Raw genomic sequence first — 16799 nt, 5'->3', positions numbered from 1 at the left:
TCATTCTCCGGCTCGTCCGTCCCCGTGGCTTGCGTCGAGGATGCCGGGCAACGCCTGGAGAAGCGCCGCCACTTCGTCGTCGCCGAGGTTCAGCGGCGGCATGAGCCGTACGACATCGGGGGCGGGCGCGTTGACCAGGAATCCGGCGTCCTGAGCCGCCTGCTGCACCTGCGGCGCGAGCGGCTTGGTGAGCACCATACCCAGGAGCAGGCCCGCACCCCGGACATGGCCGACCAGCGGATGGCCCAGGGACTCGATTCCGTCCCGCAGTTTCTCGCTCTGCCGCTTGACGTTCTCCAGCAGGCCCTCGTTCGCGATGGCGTCGAGGACGGCGAGTCCGGCGGCGCAGGCGACCGGGTTGCCGCCGAAGGTCGTGCCGTGGTGACCGGGCCGAAGCAGCTCGGCGGCCCGGCCGAAGGCGACGGTGGCGCCGAGCGGCAGTCCGCCGCCGAGCCCCTTGGCGAGCGTGACGACATCGGGCAGGACGCCCTCGTGGGCCTGGTACTCGAACCAGTGGCCGGTGCGGCCGACGCCGGTCTGCACCTCGTCCAGGACCAGCAGCGATCCGGTGGCGGCCGTGATCGCGCGGGCCGCCTTCAGATAGCCGGCGGGCGGGACCACGACCCCGTTCTCGCCCTGGATCGGCTCGATGATGACCAGCGCCGTCTCCTCGGTGACCGCGGCGGCCAGCGCCTGCGCGTCGCCGTAGGGGACGTGGGTGACGTCACCGGGCAGCGGCAGGAACGGGTCCTGCTTGGCGGGCTGGCCGGTGAGCGCGAGGGCGCCCATGGTGCGCCCGTGGAAGCCGCCCTGGGTGGCGACCATGTGGGTGCGCCCGGTCAGCCGGCCGATCTTGAAGGCGCCCTCGTTGGCCTCGGCCCCGGAGTTGCAGAAGTAGACCTTGCCGTCCCGGCCGAAGAGCTCCAGCAGCCGCTCGGCGAGCGCGACAGGCGGTTCGGCGACGAACAGGTTGGAGACGTGGCCGAGCGAGGCGATCTGGCGGCTCACCGCCTCGACGACCCCGGGGTGGGCGTGGCCGAGGGCGTTGACCGCGATGCCGCCGACGTAGTCGACGTACTCCTTGCCGTCGGCGTCCCACAGCTTCGCGCCCTCGCCGCGGACCAGGGGCAGCCGCGGGGTGCCGTAGTTGTTCATGAGCGCGCCCTGCCACCGCGCGGTCAGTTCCTGGTTGGCGGTCATACGGCATCCCCCTCTTGCTGGTCGGGCACGACCATCGTGCCGATGCCCTCGTCGGTGAAGATCTCCAGCAGGATCGAGTGCTGGACCCGGCCGTCGATGACGCGGGCGGTGTTCACGCCGCCCCGCACGGCGTGCAGACAGCCCTCCATCTTCGGCACCATGCCGGAGGACAACTCCGGCAGCAGCTTCTCCAGTTGGGAAGCGGTGAGGCGGCTGATCACCTCGTCGGAGTTGGGCCAGTCCTCGTAGAGGCCCTCGACGTCCGTGAGGACCATGAGGGTCTCGGCGCCCAGCGCAGCAGCGAGTGCCGCAGCCGCCGTATCAGCATTGACGTTGTAGACATGTCCGTCGTCCTGGGAGCGGGCGATCGAGGAGACGACCGGGATGCGGCCGTCGGCGAGCAGTGCCTCGATCGCGCCCGTGTCGATGTCGGTGATCTCGCCCACCCGCCCGATGTCGACCAACTCGCCGTCGATCTCGGGCTGGTGCTTGGTGGCGGTGATGGTGTGCGCGTCCTCGCCGGTGAGGCCGACGGCGAGCGGGCCGTGCTGGTTGAGCAGCCCGACCAGCTCCCGCTGCACCTGTCCGGCCAGCACCATGCGTACGACGTCCATGGCGTCCTCGGTGGTGACGCGCAGGCCCGCCTTGAACTCGCTGACGATGCCGTGCTTGTCGAGGGCGGCGCTGATCTGCGGGCCGCCGCCGTGCACGACGACCGGCTTGAGGCCGGCGTGCTGGAGGAACACCACGTCCTGCGCGAACGCGGCCTTCAGGTCCTCGTCGATCATGGCGTTGCCGCCGAACTTGATGACGACGATCTTGCCGTTGTGCCGGACCAGCCAGGGCAGCGCCTCGATGAGGATCTGGGCCTTGGGCAGTGCGGTGTGCTTACGCGTAGTGCTCATGACGAGTAGGCGCTGTTCTCGTGGACGTAGTCGGCGGTCAGGTCGTTGGTCCAGATGGTGGCGGTCTGCTCGCCGGCGGCGAGGTCGGCGACGATGTGCACCTCGCGGTAGCGCATGTCGACCTTCTCGCGGTCCTCGCCGACGCCGCCGTTCTTGCAGACCCAGACGCCGTTGATGGAGACATTGAGCCGGTCCGGCTCGAAGGCCGCCTGCGTGGTACCGATCGCGGACAGGACGCGGCCCCAGTTGGGGTCCTCGCCGTGGATCGCGCACTTGAGGAGGTTGTTGCGGGCGATGGAGCGGCCCACCTCGACGGCGTCGTCCTCGGTCGCGGCGTTGATCACCTCGACCCTGATGTCCTTGCTGGCGCCCTCGGCGTCCCGGATCAGCTGCTGGCCGAGGTCGTCGCAGACGGTCCGTACGGCCTCGGCGAACTCCTCGTACTGCGGGGTGATCCCGGAGGTGCCGGAGGCCATCAGCAGCACGGTGTCGTTGGTGGACATGCAGCCGTCGGAGTCGACCCGGTCGAAGGTCACCTTCGTGGCCGCGCGCAGCGCCCGGTCCAGTACGTCGCTGTCGAGGTCGGCGTCCGTGGTGAGGACGACCAGCATGGTGGCGAGGCCCGGGGCGAGCATGCCGGCGCCCTTGGCCATGCCGCCGACGGTCCAGCCGTCCTTCGTCACGACCGACGTCTTGTGGACGGTGTCGGTGGTCTTGATGGCGATGGCGGCCTTCTCACCGCCGTGCTCGGACAGCTGCGCGGCGGCCGTCTCGACGCCCGGGAGCAGCTTGTCCATGGGCAGGAGTACGCCGATGAGGCCGGTGGAGCAGACGGCGACCTCGATGGCGCCCCGGCCGAGCACCTCGGCGACCTTCTCGGCGGTCGCGTGGGTGTCCTGGAAGCCCTTGGGTCCCGTACAGGCGTTGGCGCCGCCGGAGTTGAGGACGACGGCGGAGACCTGGCCGCTCTTGAGGACCTGCTCGGACCACAGCACCGGCGCGGCCTTCACACGGTTGGAGGTGAAGACGCCCGCGGCGGCGCGACGGGGCCCGGTGTTGACCACGAGGGCCAGATCCGGGTTGCCGTTCTCCTTGATCCCGGCGGCGACGCCGGCCGCGGTGAATCCCTGTGCTGCCGTGACACTCACGGTGCGACTCCGATCGTGGAAAGGCCCAGCTCCTCGGGGAGCCCGAGGGCGAGGTTCATGCTCTGGACGGCACCGCCCGCGGTGCCCTTGGTCAGGTTGTCGATGGCGCTGATCGCGATGATGCGGTGCGCGGCGGCGTCGAAGGCGACCTGCACCTGAACGGCGTTGGAACCGTGGACGGACGCGGTGGCGGGCCACTGACCCTCGGGCAGGAGGTGGACGAAGGGCTCGTCGGCGAAGGCCTTGTCGTAGGCGGCGCGGACGGACTCGCCGGTGACGCCCTCGTGCGCCTTGGCGCTGCACGTGGCGAGGATGCCGCGCGGCATCGGTGCGAGGGTCGGGGTGAAGGACACCGAGACCCGCTCACCGGCGGCGGCGCTGAGGTTCTGGATCATCTCGGGCGTGTGGCGGTGGCCGCCGCCGACGCCGTACGGCGACATGGAGCCCATGACCTCGGAGCCCAGCAGGTGCGGCTTGGGCGTCTTGCCCGCGCCGGACGTGCCGGACGCGGCGACGATCACGGCCTCGGTCTCGGCCAGCCCCGCGGCGTACGCCGGGAACAGCGCGAGGGAGGCGGCCGTGGGGTAGCAACCGGGCACCGCGATGCGCTTGGACCCCTCCAGCGCGGCGCGGGCGCCCGGCAGTTCGGGGAGGCCGTAGGGCCAGGTCCCGGCGTGCGGGGAACCGTAGAACTGCTCCCAGTCGGCGGCGTCCTTCAGCCGGAAGTCGGCGCCCATGTCGACGACGAGGACGTCGGGGCCGAGCTGTTCGGCGACGGCGGCGGACTGGCCGTGCGGGAGGGCGAGGAACACGACGTCGTGCCCGGCGAGGACGTCGGCGGTGGTCTCCTGCAGCACGCGGTCGGCCAGTGGCAGCAGGTGCGGCTGGAGCGCGCCGAGCCGCTGACCGGCGTTGGAGTTGCCGGTCAGGGCGCCGATCTCGACCTCGGGGTGCGTCAGGAGCAGACGCAGCAGCTCTCCACCCGCGTACCCGCTCGCTCCGGCCACTGCGGCACGTACCGTCATGGGACCCTCCTCCTCGATGGCATGACTATACGTGCTGCTGCACGTTTATGCAATCATGCGCCGCACCCGCCCGATGCACCGCCCCCCGGCCCCCGGCCCCCGGCCCCCGGCCCCCGGCCCCCGGCATGATGATCGCCATGACACCCATCACCGGCCTCGACCTGACCGGCTTCACCGAGCGCGAGCCCGGTGTGGACCGACGAGCGCTTCAAGGTACTGCCGCCCTTCGGGACACCCGCGCGGGGCGTGTGACTCAGCTCGACGCCGGCGCCGGGCACGTCGCGCCACGAGTCACCCGACGCCGCCCCTCCCCCGCTTCGCCGCATACGCCCGCGCCGCCCGCACCCGGTTGCCGCACTTCGTCGTGCACCAGCGGCGGGCGCCGTGCGAGCGCAGGAACCAGCGGGCGCAGCCCTGGGCGGCGCACTCGGTGAGCTGCCCGGCCTCCGTGCCGGTGAGCAGCTCCGTGGCGTCCTCGGCGAGGAGGGACAGTGCGGCGGCGCCCGGGTTGCCGGCGTCGGGTTCGTCGGCGCGGCACGGACCGTCGGCCGTCCAGGCCAGCCGGGGTGTCGAGGGGGCGGCCGCGAGGGCCGAGTTGAGCGTGGTGAGGTCCTCGGAGGCGGGCCGGTCATGGGCCGCGTACGCCTCGAACAGCGCGCGCAGCGCCTCCCGCAGCCCCAGGAGGCGCCCGAGCTGCCGACCGTTCAGCGCCACCGGGTCCGGCAGCAGCTCGTGCCGTACGAGCCACAGATGGGCGGCCTCGACGTCGTCGAGCAGGTCGACCTGGCCGTGGCTGAGCGTAAAACGCGTGTTGACCAGGGCCAGCGACGCGTAGCGCTCCTCGCCGGGGACCGGGAGCTGATGCAGGTAGACGGGAGCCTCGTGATCCACGGGCCTCATGCTAATGCTTGCGATTCACCGTGAGAAAACCTAGCGTGCCTCACGGTGAACCAAGGAAGAAAACGTGAGAGGTGAGACGCCGTGGGCTTCGACGTGGACGCGCTGCGCAAGGACTTCCCGATCCTCGAACGGACGATGGACAGCGGCGCCCGCCTCGTCTACCTGGACTCCGGCGCCACCACCCAGAAACCCCTCCAGGTCCTGGACGCCGAGCGGGACTTCTACCTCACCCGCAACGCGGCCGTGCACCGCGGCGCGCACCAGCTGGCCGGGGAGGCGACGGAGGCGTACGAGAACGCGCGCCGCACGGTCGCCGGGTTCATCGGGGCGGTCGAGGACGAGGTCGTGTTCACCAAGAACACCACCGAGGGCATCAATCTCGTGGCGTACGCGCTGGGCAACGCCCGCCGGATCGGCCCCGGCGACCGGATCGTGGTCACGGAGATGGAGCACCACGCCAATCTCGTGCCCTGGCAGCAGCTCGCCGAGCGCACCGGCGCCACGCTGGACTGGTTCGGCCTGACCGACGAGGGCCGCCTGGACCTCACCCGGCTCGACGAGCTGATCGACGAGCGCACGAAGGTGGTCGCCCTCACTCACCAGTCCAACGTGCTGGGCACGGTGAATCCGGTGCGGCAACTGGCCGACCGGGCGCATGCGTTCGGCGCGCTGGTGGTGGTCGACGGGGCGCAGTCGGTGCCGCACCGGCCGGTGGACGTGACCGGACTGGGCGCCGACTTCCTCGCCTTCTCCGGGCACAAGATGCTCGGACCGAACGGTGTCGGTGTGCTGTGGGGCCGGCGCGAACTGCTCGCGGATCTGCCGCCGTTCCTGACCGGCGGTTCGATGATCGAGGTGGTGGAGATGGACCGAACCACGTTCCTGCCGCCGCCGCAGCGCTTCGAGGCGGGTGTGCCGATGACGGCCCAGGCGGTGGGTCTGGCGGCCGCGGTGGACTACCTCGAGGCGCTCGGAATGGCCGAGGTGGCGGCGTACGAGGACCGGCTCACCGGCCGCGCCCTGGAGTTGCTCGGCGAGATCCCCGGGGTGCACATCGTCGGCCCGCGTGATCTCACCGACCGGGGCGGCGCCGTCTCCTTCACGGTGGACGGCATCCATCCGCACGACGTCGGCCAGGTCCTGGACGAGCGGGGCATCGCCGTCCGTGTCGGCCACCACTGCGCCCGCCCGATCGTCAGGCGCTACGGCATTCCGGCAACGACCCGCGCGTCCTTCTACGTGTACAACACCCCGGCCGAGGTCGACGCCCTGGCCGAGGGCGTGCGGGCGGCCCAGGCGTACTTCGGGGTCGCCTGAGCCGCCCGCAGGGTCACCTCTGCTGGATCCTGAGGAACGTGACGGAGTTCGCCGGGAAGGTGTAGGTGAACCTGTCCGCGACACCCGAGAAGGTGGACGTGACCGGGGTGACGGGCGTGTCCGTCTCGGTGTTCACGTCCTCCGGCGCGGCGGCCAGCGTGGTCACCCGGGCCCGGGAGGCCACCTTGGCGCCACCCAGGTCGATCGCCGTACGGGCGGCGGAGGACTGGGCGTTGACGACCTTGACGATCAGGTCGCCGGTGCGCTCGTCCTCGGTGACGACCTGACGGAACGGCTCGGCCGGCTTGTCGTCGGTGAAGCTGCCCCACAGCTCGCCGTCGAGGTAGAGGCTCACCTGGCGGCCCCTCACCTTGACGTCGATGTCGTACGTGCGGCCCGTCTCGATCGCTCCGGCCTTGGAGAGGAGCGTCGACTTGCCGCCGTCGACGGCCTGTTCGACCGCGGAGCTGGTGTTGTTCCAGCCGCCGAGGTTCCACCAGTAGTAGTTGCCGGTGTCCTTGACGCCGAAGGCGACGAGGAAGCCCTCCTTGCCGGACTTCTTGGTGGCCTTCACCTGCAGGTCGTAGTCCTGCCAGGCCGGGTCGCCGGCCGTGACCAGGGTGTTCTCGGCGGCGGCGTCGGTCTGGACGTACGCGCCGTCCTGGATGCTCCAGCTGCCGGTGCCGTGGTGCGTCCACTTCGAGGCGTCACCGGAGAAGTCGTCGCTGAGCAGCGCCGTCCCGTCCGCGGCCGTGACCTTCACGTCGTCGTACGCCGCGCTGGTCGCCCATGTCGACAGGCCGACGGCGCCGGTGATGGGGGCGTTGACGGTCGGGGTGCCGGTCGCCGAGGAGGGGACGACCCGGTCGCCGACGTTGGTCATGAACAGCTTCTGGACCTCGTAGTTGGCGGAGCCCCAGGAGGCGTGGTTGTTGAACCAGATCATGTCGGGGCGCCATTGCACATAGTCCTCGTTGGCGAGCAGCGGGGCGTACGAGGCGAGCTTGACGACGTCGGCGTTGCGCTCCAGGCCGGTCATGTAGGCGGCCTCCGCGAGGGCGTTCTCCCAGGCGTTGCCCTGGGAGGCGTACTCGCCGAGGAAGACCTTGGGGCCGTTCCTGTCATAGCTGTCGTAGCGGTCGTTGTTCTGCAGGAACCACTGCGGGCTGTTGTAGTAGTGCTCGTCGACCATGTCGACGTTCGCCTCGCGGTTGAGCTTCCAGGCGGTGTCGAAGGTCGCCCCCGTGTCGTCCGGGCCCGAGTTGGAGATGACGGTGATGTCCGGGTACTTCGCCTCGATCGCCGCGCGGAACTTCTGGAAGCGGGCGAAGAACTCGTTCGGCAGGTTCTCCTCGTTGCCGACCGCGAGATGGGTGAGGCGGAAGGGCTTGGGGTGGCCCATCTCGGCGCGCTTCTTGCCCCAGGTGCTGGTCACGGGGCCGTTGGCGAACTCGATCAGGTCGAGGGTGTCCTGGATGTGGCGCTTCAGCAGCGCCTCGTCGTCGGTGGCGCGGTTCTGGCCGCATCCGGTGACCAGGGCCGGGACGACGGGCAGCGGCATGGCGCCGATGTCCTCTGAGAAGCGGAAGTACTCGTAGTAGCCGAGGCCGTAACTCTGGTTGTAGCCCCAGAAGTTGGCGTTGGTGGCGCGCTCCTCGACCGGGCCGATGGTGTCCTTCCACTGGTAGGACCGCTTGCGCTGCCAGCCGGAGGCCTCGCTGTAGTCCTGCATGGAGCCGGTGTTGACCAGACAGCCGCCCGGGAAGCGGACGAACGCGGGGTCGAGGGCCTCGATCTTCTCGGCGAGGTCCTTGCGCAGGCCGTTCGGCTGGTTCTTGTAGGTGTCGCGCGGGAACAGCGACACCATGTCGAGGGCTGCGGCCTCGGTGGCGGCGACGGTGAGGCGGCCGCGGCTGCTGGTGCGGGTCGCCGTGAAGGTGGCGGTGTACTTCTTCCAGCCACCCTTGGCGGCCACCTGGCGGGCGCTCGCCAGTTCACCGGCGGCGTCCTTCAGGGACACGGTGAGGGTGGTGCCGGCCGCGGCGCGCGCCCAGACGGAGAAGTCGTACCTCTTGCCCTTCTCCAGCCGGACCCCGGTGTTGTAGCCGGCGTTCGTCACGGACGAACCGGCGTCCAGGGAGAGGTAGTTGCGGTTGCGCTCGTTGAGCCGGCCGTCGTCGTCGAGGACCTGCGCCGTGCCGCCGACCGTCCAGGAGGTCAGGGGGGTGTAGGAGGAGTGGTCGGCGGTGGAGTACTCGAAGGACCGGTTCTGCACGAGCTCGGCGTACAGGCCGCCGTCCGCGGCCCGGTTGATGTCCTCGAAGAAGACGCCGTACATCGTGTCGTCGATCTCGGCGCCGGTCCCGGCCGGGTCGACGGTGATCTCGTAGTCGGTGACGGCCTCGGCGTGCGCGGGGGCGGGCACGAGGGCGAAGGCCGTCAGGAGGGCGGTCGCGGTGAGACCGAGTCTCCAGCGGGTGCGGGCGGTGCGTGACATGGATACTCCGCGGCTCGACGATGGGAGCTGTTCGATATATCAGACACTGGTCAGCACTTCGAACGGCAAGATAGGGAGGGGGCGCAGTGGCGTCAATGGGTCGCGCAGCGACGGGCGGGACGGAGAGCGGGACGGGATGGGCGAGTTCTGGCCAGTACCGGATGTGCTGGCGCATCTGGCCGGGCACTGGCGGGTGGAGCGCTCGGTGCGGGATCTCGCGAGCGGTGAGCGAGGCGAGTTCACCGGGACGACCCTTTTCAGCCCGCTGGCGAGCGGCGGGCTGCTGCACGAGGAGGCCGGCACTTTCGTCTGGCAGGGAGTGGCCCGGCCCGCCGAGCGGACGCTGCGCTTTCTGCCCGGGAGTTCGCCCGGCACGGCGGACGTCCGCTTCGCCGACGGCCGGCCCTTCCACGACCTGGACCTGACCGCGGGCCGTCACCTCGCCGACCACCCCTGCGCGGCCGACCTGTACCGGGGCGAGTTCACCGTCCTCGACGAGGACCGCTGGCGGTCGGTGTGGCGGGTGCGCGGGCCCGCGAAGGACCTCGTGCTCACCACCGACTACGCGCGTGAACCCACTGTCAGTGCCCGCCTCTAAGGTGCTCGGCATGACCCAATGGACCCAGGACTCCTACGGCCACCACGAGGTGAACGTCGTCTTCGCACGGGGCACTTCACTCGACGCCCTCACCGGCGGCCTGCGCGGACTGGCGCGCGATCCCCTCGACCACGGTGAGGGGAACGGCTGGATATGGGCGGTGCACGACATGATCAACGAGGAGATCGAGGACTACGACCCCGTCGACTACCGGCGCGTGTGCCCCGACGGCACCGAGCTGGTCGTGATCGTGACCGAGCCGTGCAGCGCCAAGGCCTTCCCTCCCGACTTCCAGTACTACCGAGACGGCCGTCTGGTCCTCCGGTTCAGCTTCGAGGACGTGGAGCAGCGCGTGGGCGACAACCCGGACCACCTCTCCCCCGAGCTACTGGCCGCGAACCTCATCGGCCCCGACGCGTACTGCCCGCACGCGGACGACGACGACCACGCCTGCTGGGAGCACGCGAGCGAGGACCGGGAGCGGCTCATGAAGGTGATCGCCGACTTCTACAACCTGCCGTCGCCACCGCTGGCCGCGGAGGTGACGGCGCGTTGACGTGGCTCGCCCCGAACACGTTCGTCACCTTCTGCAAGGGCATGGACCTGCCCACCCTGTCCGGTGTCTTCGCCCAGGCCGGGCTGCCCGCCTCCGCCACCGGCGAGTCGTCGGGCTGGGCCTGGGTGTCCCATGACGCCCTCGCCGTGCCGCACGGCGGGAGCGTGTGGAAGCTGGCGCGCGACATCACAGGCTTCCGCTACGAGGGCAACGCGGAGACCGTGTTCCTGGCCTCCACGCCCCCGTGCGCCTGCCCGCACGGGCAGAGCTACCTGGTCGCGCACTGCCCCGAGCACCCGTTCCAGTTCACGTACAACCGGGGCGGCTTCGAGGAGCTGTATCTCAATGTCGGGGGGCGTCGCGAGTCGCGGCGCGGCGGCGGCATGGCCGATCTGCTGGTGCGCGGGCTGCTGGACGCGGGGATCGTCGGCCGGGACACCTCGCGCTACGACGCCGACCCCGAGTTCAACGCGGACGGCGCCCACACGATGCGGATCCTCGTCGAGCACTTCGGGCTCCCGTCACCTCTACGTCCGTGAGGGCTGGGTCGGCACCCCGTCGAACCGCAGGTTCCAGCGGCCCGCCCGGCCGGTGACGGTCGTTGTCGACAGCGGACGGACGTCGAGGTTCCAGTACGTCGCGGGCGGCGCCTTCAGGGCGTACACCAGGGCGGCGCGGATCACCGAGGGCTCGGCCACGGCGACGACCCGGCCGCCGTCCTCCACGGGCCGGGTGTCGAGCCAGCCGCCGACCCGGGCGATGAACGCCAGCAGCGACTCGCCGCCGTGCGGTGTGCCGCGCGGGTCCGCGAGCCAGGCGTCCACCGCCTCCGGCTCGCGGGCCATCGCCTCGCCGAGCGTCAGCCCGCGCCAGCGGCCCATGTCGCAGTCGCGCAGCGCGAGTTGCACCAGCGGCGCGTCCCCGAGGGCGTCGCCGGTGGCGCGGCTGCGCGGGGTGGGCGAGCAGTAGCGCAGCTCGGCCGCCGACAGCGGCACCAGACCGTGGGCGATGCGCTGCACCTCGTCCCAGCCGGCCTGGTCCAGTGGACGGTCGTCCTCAAAGCGCTCCGCGAGCAGCGGGGAGCTGCGCGCCGCGGCGACGAACGTGACCCGAAGTGCCATGCCGCGATCGTGATTCGCGAAAGTACGCAGGTCAAGAGGTGTCACCTCGGAGTTACCCAGGGTACGCGAAACCTTACTTCCAGGTCAGGATCAGCCGGACAACCCGCTAGAAATGGAGCGCCATCCATTGATCCGGCCGCTCCAGCGAAGCGAACCCGAGCTTCTCGTAGACGCCGTGCGCGTCGTGGGTGGCGAGCAGGATCCGGCGCAGCCCGAACGGCCGCAACTCCTCCCGCACGGCACCGACCAGCGCCGTCCCGAGCCCCTTGCCGCGGACCGACGGATCGACATACACATCGCACAGCCAGGCGAAGGTGGCGCGATCGGTGACGACCCGGGCATACGCCACCTGCTCCCCCGACACCACCTCGTACACCCCGAAGTTGAGCGACCCACCGAGCGCACGGTCCTGCTTCTCACGGGGCCGTTCGAGCGCCCAGTACGCGTCCGTGGACAGCCAACGGTGCACCCGCTCGGCGTCGATGCGGGCGGGGTCGGTGGAGATCGCGTAGCCCTCGGCGAGGCTCGGCACGTCAGTCATGCGGGGAGATTCGCAGGCAGCGGGAGCCGGCGTCGAGTGGATTTCGGTGCCGTTCGGCTAGCCGACCTCGGCGCAGGCCGCCCGCAGCCGCCGTACCCCTTCGGCGATCTCCCCCGTCCCGGCCACCGCCGCGAAGCTCAGGCGCAGGTGTGCGGCCGGGGGTTCGGCGCTGAAGTACGGGCGGCCAGGGGTGATCGCGACGCCCGCGCGGAGGGCGGCGGCGGTGAAGGCGGACTCGTCGGTGCCCTCGGGCAGGCGGAGCCACAGGTGGTAGCCGCCCGACGGGATGTGCGGCAGGGCGAGTTCGGGCAGGTGCAGCCGCAGCGCGGACGTCATCGCGTCGCGGCGGGCCTTCAGCTCCGTCGAGACCGTCCTCAGGTGGCGCGGCCAGGCGGGCGAGCCGACGAGTTCCAGCGCGGCCTCCTGCAGGGGCCGGGGCACGAAGAAGGTGTCGACGACCTGGATGGCACGCAGCCGCTCCAGCACCGGGCCGCGCGCGGCCAGGGCGCTCACCCGGAAGCTGGGTGAGGTCGCCTTGGTCAGCGAGCTGACGTGCACGACGACTCCGTCGGGATCGTCGGCGGCCAGCGGACGCGGCAGCGGCGGCGCGTCGGCGTGCACGAGCCGTCGTACGAAGTCGTCCTCGACGACGAAGGCCCCGGCCTCGCGGGCGATGCGCAGCACCTCGGCGCGGCGGTCGGGGGCGAGCACGGCGCCGGTCGGGTTCTGGAAGAGCGGCTGGCAGACGAACACCCGGGCGCCGGTGGCCCGGAACGCGTCGGCGAGAAGGGCGGGACGCACCCCGTCCGGGTCCACCGGGACCGGCACGGGACGCAGGCCCGCCGCCCGCGCGATGGCCAGCATGCCGGGGTAGGTGGGCGACTCCACGAGCACCGGCGCGCCGGGCGGCGCCAGTGCGCGCAGGGCGGTGGTCAGCGCCGACTGTCCGCCGGAGGTGACCAGTACCTCGGCCGCCGTGACCGCGCCGCCGATGCTGCGCGCGAACCACTCGCGCAGCTCCGGCAGCCCCTCCATGGGCGGCCTGCCCCAGGCACCGGGCCGACGCCCGGCCCGGGACAGCGCCGCCGCCATCGCCCGCTCCGGCTGGAGGGAGGGGTGCAGATAGCCGCCGTTGAACTCGATCACGCCGGGCGGTGGGGCGGCGAGCGAGACCAGGACGCCGGAGGCGTCCACCGAGCGCGGTACGAGCTCGGCGGCGCCGTCCGCGCTGAGGGAGACCTCCTGCCAGGAGGTGTCCCCAGCGGGTGCGGCCTCGGCGCGCGGCCGGGCGCGGAACGCTCCGGCGCCGGGCCGGGTCACGACCAGACCTTCGGCCGCCAGTTGCCCGAGGGCACGCGAGACGGTCACCGGGCTCACCCGGAACCGCTCGACCAGGGCCCGGCTGGACGGGAGCTTTCCACCGTACGAGTAGCGGTCGAGTTCCCGCCGCAGCTGATCCGCCAGCTCACCGACACTGCTACGCTCATGCATGAGAACACAGAGTAGCGCTACCGCCCCGACCACGATAGCGGTCAGCGGCCCCACCAAGGCCTCCGCGGGCACCCTTCAGGCCGCCCTCGGCGTCATCGCCTTCTCGCTCACCTTCCCCGCCACCGCCTGGGGCCTGGAGGGCTTCGGGCCCTGGTCGCTGGTCGCCGTGCGCAGTGTGCTCGCCGCGCTCATCGCGGGCGGCTGTTTGCTCGCGGTGGGGGTGCCCCCGCGCGAGCGAAGCCGAGCGTGGGGGAGAGTGCCGTTGCCCACCCGGTCGCACTGGCCGGGTCTCGCGGTCGTCGCCGCCGGGGTCGTCGTCGGCTTCCCGCTGCTCACCACGCTCGCCCTGCAGACCTCGACCACCGCGCACGCCGCGGTCGTGGTCGGTCTGCTGCCGCTGACGACCGCGCTGCTGTCCGCCCTGCGCGTCGGCACCCGTCCCTCCCGCACCTTCTGGACGGCGGCGCTGGCCGGCGCGGCGGCGGTGGTCGCCTTCACCGTGCAGCAGAGCGGCGGCGCCCTCACCTCCGCCGACCTGTATCTGTTCGCGGCGCTGCTGGTGTGCGCGGCCGGTTACACCGAGGGCGGGCGGCTGGCCCGGGTCATGCCGGGCTGGCAGGTGATCGGCTGGGCGCTGGTGCTGTGCCTGCCGCTCACCGTGCCCGCCGCGGCGCTCGCCCTGGCCTACGAGCCCGTCCAGCTCACCGCGCACAGCGTGACCGGGTTGCTCTGGGTCGCGGCCGGCTCGCAGTTCCTCGGCCTGGTCGTCTGGTACCGGGGCATGGCCGCCATCGGCATCCCCAAGGCCAGCCAGTTGCAGTTGGCCCAGCCGCTGCTCACACTGGTGTGGTCGGTGCTGCTGCTGGGCGAGCACTTGACCGTGGCCGCGCCGCTGACGGCTGCGGCCGTGCTCGTCTGCATCGCCGTCACGCAACGGGCGCGAGGCTGAGCGGCGCACACACCGGTACGGACCGGCGTCGCCCGCCCTAGACTCGAAAGTACGGACCGCTGCTCCGCACATGGTGAGGAGGCCCCAGATGCGCGCAAGCGTGGGCGACCAGCTTGTCCAGCACGGCAGGGTGGTCGGCCAACACGACAAGGTCGGCGAGATCGTCGAAGTGATGGGTCAGGAGGGCAACCCCCCGTACCGCGTCAAGTTCCAGGACGGGCACGAAGGCGTGTGCTCACCGGGCCCCGACACCGAGATCCGGCACAAGGAAACCACCGGGCAGTGATTCAGCGCGGGGGCATCGCCGGCTGCTGATAGTGGTCGGCGACCACCCGCGCCATCGCCCCGAGGGCGTCGGCCGCCGCGTCGCGGGCGGAGAAGAAAACGTGCCCGCGCACCTCGGAGTGTTCCCGGGCGAAGGCCAGGTGCCGGGACAGCTCGACCGGGTCCTGCCAGGCTTCGTGCTGCACCGGATCACCGGCCTTGTACAGCGCCTCCCCCACGTACAGCTGTGTGCCGGTACCCCGTGCCGTCTCCACCCACCACGGCACGAGAGTGGCGTAGTCGGCGGCGGCGTTGCCGATGTGCCAGTACAGCTGTGGGCAGATGTAGTCGATCCAGTTCTCACGCACCCACTTGCGGGTGTCCGCGTACAGGTCGTCGTACGTCTGCACGGCCCGGGTGTCCGAGCCGAGCGGGTCGGTGTCGGCGTTGCGCCACACTCCGAACGGGCTGATCCCGAACCGCGTGCCGGGGCGGGCCTCCTTGATCCCGGCCGCGGTGTCGCGTACCAGCCGGTCGATGTTGTCCCGCCTCCAGTCGGCCCGGTTCGTGAAGGCCGCGCCATGGGTCTCGTAGGCCTCGTCGTCGTCGAAGCTCTGACCGGCGACCGGGTACGGGTAGAAGTAGTCGTCGAAGTGGACGGCGTCGACCGGGTATCCGGCCACGGCGTCGAGCATCGCCTCCTGCACGAAGGCGCGTACTTCGGGAATCCCGGGGTTGTAGTAGAGCCTGCCGCCGTAGGCCACCACCCAGTCCGGGTTCTTGCGGGCCGGGTGCGAGGCGACGAGCCTCGTCGGGTCGGTGTGGATCGCCACCCGCAGCGGGTTGAACCAGGCGTGCAGCTCAAGGCCCCGGGCGTGCGCCTCGTCGACCGCCGTGCCGAGCGGATCCCACCCGGGGTGCTGCCCCTGGGTGCCGGTGAGGTACTCCGACCAGGGCTCGTACGGCGAGGGCCACAGCGCGTCGGCCGTCGGCCGCACCTGGAAGATCACCGTGTTCAGCCGGCACCGGACCGCCCGGTCCAGGTGGGCGATCAACTCGGCGCGCTGCTCCTTTACGGTCAGACCCCTGGCGGAGGGCCAGTCACGGTTGTTCACGGTCGCCAGCCACATGCCGCGCATCTCGGTGGTGGTGCGCGGCCGACGGGGGCCCGCACCCGCGTCTCGCGCCATCACCAGGGTCGACAGTGCGGCCAGTGCAAACGCCCGACGAGACAGCTGCCCCACGACACGCACCCCACATACGCTGCGGATCCGCGCCGTCACGGATCGTCTCCGCGCCCAAGGATGCCCCCACCCCGGCGATCGATCATCGATACTTACGGGTAACGTGCACGAATGGAGCAGGCACCGGAACCCGGCGACCTGCCTCGGGACTGGATCAGCGAAGGGGACGATGTGACCGACATCGAGCGCGTCGGAGTGGTGGGCTGCGGCCAGATGGGGGCCGGCATCGCCGAGGTGTGCGCCCGCGCCGGCCTGGACGTGAAGGTCGCCGAAACCACCGGCGAGGCCCTGGAGATCGGCCGCACCCGGCTGTTCAACTCCCTGACCAAGGCGGCCGAACGCGGCAAGATCACCGAGGAGGAGCGGGACGCCACGCAGGCGCGGCTGAGCTTCACCACCGACCTCGGTGAGTTCGCCGACCGGGATCTGGTCATCGAGGCCGTCGTCGAGAACGAGCAGGTCAAGACCGAGATCTTCCAGGTGCTCGACCAGGTCGTGACCCGCCCGGACGCGATCCTGGCCTCCAACACCTCCTCGATCCCGCTGGTGAAGCTGGCCGTCGCCACCTCGCGCCCCGACCAGGTCATCGGCATCCACTTCTTCAACCCGGCCCCGGTGCAGCAGCTCGTCGAGCTGATCCCCGCGCTGACCACCTCCGAGGGCACGCTCGGCCGGGCGCAGCTGTTCACCGAGAAGGTGCTCGGCAAGCACGCCATCCGCGCCCAGGACCGCTCCGGCTTCGTCGTCAACGCGCTGCTGATCCCCTATCTGCTCTCCGCGATCCGGATGTTCGAGTCCGGTATCGCCAGCCGCGAGGACATCGACAACGGCATGGAGATGGGCTGCGCCCACCCGATGGGCCCGCTGAAGCTGTCCGACCTGATCGGCCTGGACACGGTGGCGTCGGTGGCGCATTCGATGTACGAGGAGTACAAGGAGCCGCTCTACGCCGCTCCCCCGCTGCTGCAGCGCATGGTCGACGCGGGCCGGCTGGGCCGCAAGAGCGGCTCGGGCTTCTACACCTACGGCTGATTACCGAGCGC

At 71.1% G+C, this 16799-nt stretch carries 17 protein-coding genes; 7 read left to right on the top strand and 10 right to left on the bottom strand.

The window, feature by feature from the left end:
* The 5 genes from ACKTSN_RS37555 to ACKTSN_RS37535 all read right to left on the bottom strand — a co-directional run bounded on the left by ACKTSN_RS37555 (position 1) and on the right by ACKTSN_RS37535 (position 5178).
* Positions 1-1200 (bottom strand): acetylornithine transaminase, encoded by a 1200-nt coding sequence (locus ACKTSN_RS37555; protein WP_409473163.1) that lies wholly within the window; start codon positions 1198-1200, stop codon positions 1-3.
* Positions 1197-2105, bottom strand: a complete 909-nt coding sequence (gene argB, locus ACKTSN_RS37550) for an acetylglutamate kinase (RefSeq protein ID WP_409473162.1) — start codon at positions 2103-2105, stop codon at positions 1197-1199. Before argB ends, ACKTSN_RS37555 begins: the two co-directional genes overlap by 4 nt.
* On the bottom strand, positions 2102-3253 hold the full coding sequence (gene argJ, locus ACKTSN_RS37545) for a bifunctional glutamate N-acetyltransferase/amino-acid acetyltransferase ArgJ (RefSeq protein ID WP_409473161.1): 1152 nt from the start codon (positions 3251-3253) through the stop codon (positions 2102-2104). Before argJ ends, argB begins: the two co-directional genes overlap by 4 nt.
* A complete protein-coding gene (argC, locus tag ACKTSN_RS37540; RefSeq protein ID WP_409473160.1) occupies positions 3250-4278 on the bottom strand; it encodes an N-acetyl-gamma-glutamyl-phosphate reductase in 1029 nt (342 codons plus the stop codon). Before argC ends, argJ begins: the two co-directional genes overlap by 4 nt.
* Before the next feature lie 291 nt (positions 4279-4569).
* Positions 4570-5178 carry an ABATE domain-containing protein gene (locus ACKTSN_RS37535; RefSeq protein WP_409473159.1) on the bottom strand — a complete coding sequence of 203 codons (609 nt, stop codon included), beginning with the start codon at positions 5176-5178 and terminating at the stop codon, positions 4570-4572.
* Positions 5179-5259: 81 nt separating this feature from the next.
* Between ACKTSN_RS37535 and ACKTSN_RS37530 the strand changes: the two genes are divergently transcribed.
* Positions 5260-6495, top strand: coding sequence for a cysteine desulfurase (locus tag ACKTSN_RS37530; RefSeq protein WP_409473158.1), 1236 nt, complete (start codon positions 5260-5262; stop codon positions 6493-6495).
* Positions 6496-6508: 13 nt separating this feature from the next.
* On the opposite strand, the gene ACKTSN_RS37525 is transcribed toward ACKTSN_RS37530, so the two are convergent.
* On the bottom strand, positions 6509-8992 hold the full coding sequence (locus ACKTSN_RS37525; RefSeq protein ID WP_409473157.1) for an alpha-L-arabinofuranosidase C-terminal domain-containing protein: 2484 nt from the start codon (positions 8990-8992) through the stop codon (positions 6509-6511).
* Between the two features lie 136 nt (positions 8993-9128).
* Here ACKTSN_RS37525 and ACKTSN_RS37520 point away from each other — a divergent pair, with 136 nt between their 5' ends.
* The 3 genes from ACKTSN_RS37520 to ACKTSN_RS37510 are packed head-to-tail and all read left to right on the top strand — an operon-like array spanning position 9129 to position 10685.
* Positions 9129-9590, top strand: coding sequence for a DUF6314 family protein (locus tag ACKTSN_RS37520; protein WP_409473156.1), 462 nt, complete (start codon positions 9129-9131; stop codon positions 9588-9590).
* Positions 9591-9600: 10 nt separating this feature from the next.
* The gene (locus ACKTSN_RS37515; RefSeq protein WP_409473155.1) at positions 9601-10146 is read left to right on the top strand and encodes a hypothetical protein; all 546 of its coding nucleotides are present in this window, start codon (positions 9601-9603) and stop codon (positions 10144-10146) included.
* The gene (locus ACKTSN_RS37510; RefSeq protein WP_409473154.1) at positions 10143-10685 is read left to right on the top strand and encodes a hypothetical protein; all 543 of its coding nucleotides are present in this window, start codon (positions 10143-10145) and stop codon (positions 10683-10685) included. Before ACKTSN_RS37515 ends, ACKTSN_RS37510 begins: the two co-directional genes overlap by 4 nt.
* On the opposite strand, the gene ACKTSN_RS37505 is transcribed toward ACKTSN_RS37510, so the two are convergent.
* The 3 genes from ACKTSN_RS37505 to ACKTSN_RS37495 all read right to left on the bottom strand — a co-directional run bounded on the left by ACKTSN_RS37505 (position 10674) and on the right by ACKTSN_RS37495 (position 13299).
* Positions 10674-11267: a histidine phosphatase family protein gene (locus ACKTSN_RS37505; protein WP_409473153.1), complete on the bottom strand. Its 594-nt coding sequence runs from the start codon at positions 11265-11267 to the stop codon at positions 10674-10676. The two genes, ACKTSN_RS37510 and ACKTSN_RS37505, sit on opposite strands and share 12 nt — an antisense overlap.
* 106 nt (positions 11268-11373) lie before the next feature.
* A complete protein-coding gene (locus ACKTSN_RS37500; RefSeq protein ID WP_409473152.1) occupies positions 11374-11808 on the bottom strand; it encodes a GNAT family N-acetyltransferase in 435 nt (144 codons plus the stop codon).
* A gap of 57 nt (positions 11809-11865) precedes the next feature.
* Positions 11866-13299, bottom strand: coding sequence for a PLP-dependent aminotransferase family protein (locus ACKTSN_RS37495; RefSeq protein ID WP_409473151.1), 1434 nt, complete (start codon positions 13297-13299; stop codon positions 11866-11868).
* On the opposite strand from ACKTSN_RS37495, the gene ACKTSN_RS37490 reads away from it, so the two are divergent.
* Together ACKTSN_RS37490 and ACKTSN_RS37485 are read left to right on the top strand one after the other, a co-directional pair.
* The gene (locus tag ACKTSN_RS37490) at positions 13298-14248 is read left to right on the top strand and encodes a DMT family transporter (protein WP_409473150.1); all 951 of its coding nucleotides are present in this window, start codon (positions 13298-13300) and stop codon (positions 14246-14248) included. The genes ACKTSN_RS37495 and ACKTSN_RS37490 overlap by 2 nt on opposite strands.
* Before the next feature lie 88 nt (positions 14249-14336).
* Entirely contained in the window at positions 14337-14534 is a 198-nt protein-coding gene (locus ACKTSN_RS37485) for a DUF1918 domain-containing protein (protein WP_129796912.1), read from the top strand.
* 1 nt (position 14535) lies between these two features.
* On the opposite strand, the gene ACKTSN_RS37480 is transcribed toward ACKTSN_RS37485, so the two are convergent.
* Complete coding sequence (locus ACKTSN_RS37480; protein ID WP_409475011.1) at positions 14536-15702, bottom strand: glycoside hydrolase family 10 protein; 1167 nt, start codon at positions 15700-15702, stop codon at positions 14536-14538.
* Positions 15703-15927: 225 nt separating this feature from the next.
* Between ACKTSN_RS37480 and ACKTSN_RS37475 the strand changes: the two genes are divergently transcribed.
* Positions 15928-16788 carry a 3-hydroxybutyryl-CoA dehydrogenase gene (locus ACKTSN_RS37475; RefSeq protein WP_409475010.1) on the top strand — a complete coding sequence of 287 codons (861 nt, stop codon included), beginning with the start codon at positions 15928-15930 and terminating at the stop codon, positions 16786-16788.
* Positions 16789-16799 lie beyond the last annotated feature (11 nt).

Origin of the sequence: Streptomyces flavusporus (assembly GCF_046267975.1) — a bacterium.
GTDB lineage: Bacteria > Actinomycetota > Actinomycetes > Streptomycetales > Streptomycetaceae > Streptomyces > Streptomyces flavusporus.
The sequence above is the reverse complement of the archived record's forward strand: the minus strand, read 5'-3'. Positions and strand labels throughout refer to the sequence as shown.

Coding starts and splice junctions, on each gene's coding strand:
- ACKTSN_RS37555 (WP_409473163.1), bottom strand. CDS start 1,200: ATGACCGCCAACCAGGAACTGACCGCGCGGTGGCAGGGCGCGCTCATG.
- argB (WP_409473162.1), bottom strand. CDS start 2,105: ATGAGCACTACGCGTAAGCACACCGCACTGCCCAAGGCCCAGATCCTC.
- argC (WP_409473160.1), bottom strand. CDS start 4,278: ATGACGGTACGTGCCGCAGTGGCCGGAGCGAGCGGGTACGCGGGTGGA.
- ACKTSN_RS37535 (WP_409473159.1), bottom strand. CDS start 5,178: ATGAGGCCCGTGGATCACGAGGCTCCCGTCTACCTGCATCAGCTCCCG.
- ACKTSN_RS37525 (WP_409473157.1), bottom strand. CDS start 8,992: ATGTCACGCACCGCCCGCACCCGCTGGAGACTCGGTCTCACCGCGACC.
- ACKTSN_RS37520 (WP_409473156.1), top strand. CDS start 9,129: ATGGGCGAGTTCTGGCCAGTACCGGATGTGCTGGCGCATCTGGCCGGG.
- ACKTSN_RS37515 (WP_409473155.1), top strand. CDS start 9,601: ATGACCCAATGGACCCAGGACTCCTACGGCCACCACGAGGTGAACGTC.
- ACKTSN_RS37505 (WP_409473153.1), bottom strand. CDS start 11,267: ATGGCACTTCGGGTCACGTTCGTCGCCGCGGCGCGCAGCTCCCCGCTG.
- ACKTSN_RS37500 (WP_409473152.1), bottom strand. CDS start 11,808: ATGACTGACGTGCCGAGCCTCGCCGAGGGCTACGCGATCTCCACCGAC.
- ACKTSN_RS37490 (WP_409473150.1), top strand. CDS start 13,298: ATGAGAACACAGAGTAGCGCTACCGCCCCGACCACGATAGCGGTCAGC.
- ACKTSN_RS37495 (WP_409473151.1), bottom strand. CDS start 13,299: ATGCATGAGCGTAGCAGTGTCGGTGAGCTGGCGGATCAGCTGCGGCGG.
- ACKTSN_RS37485 (WP_129796912.1), top strand. CDS start 14,337: ATGCGCGCAAGCGTGGGCGACCAGCTTGTCCAGCACGGCAGGGTGGTC.
- ACKTSN_RS37480 (WP_409475011.1), bottom strand. CDS start 15,702: ATGGCGCGAGACGCGGGTGCGGGCCCCCGTCGGCCGCGCACCACCACC.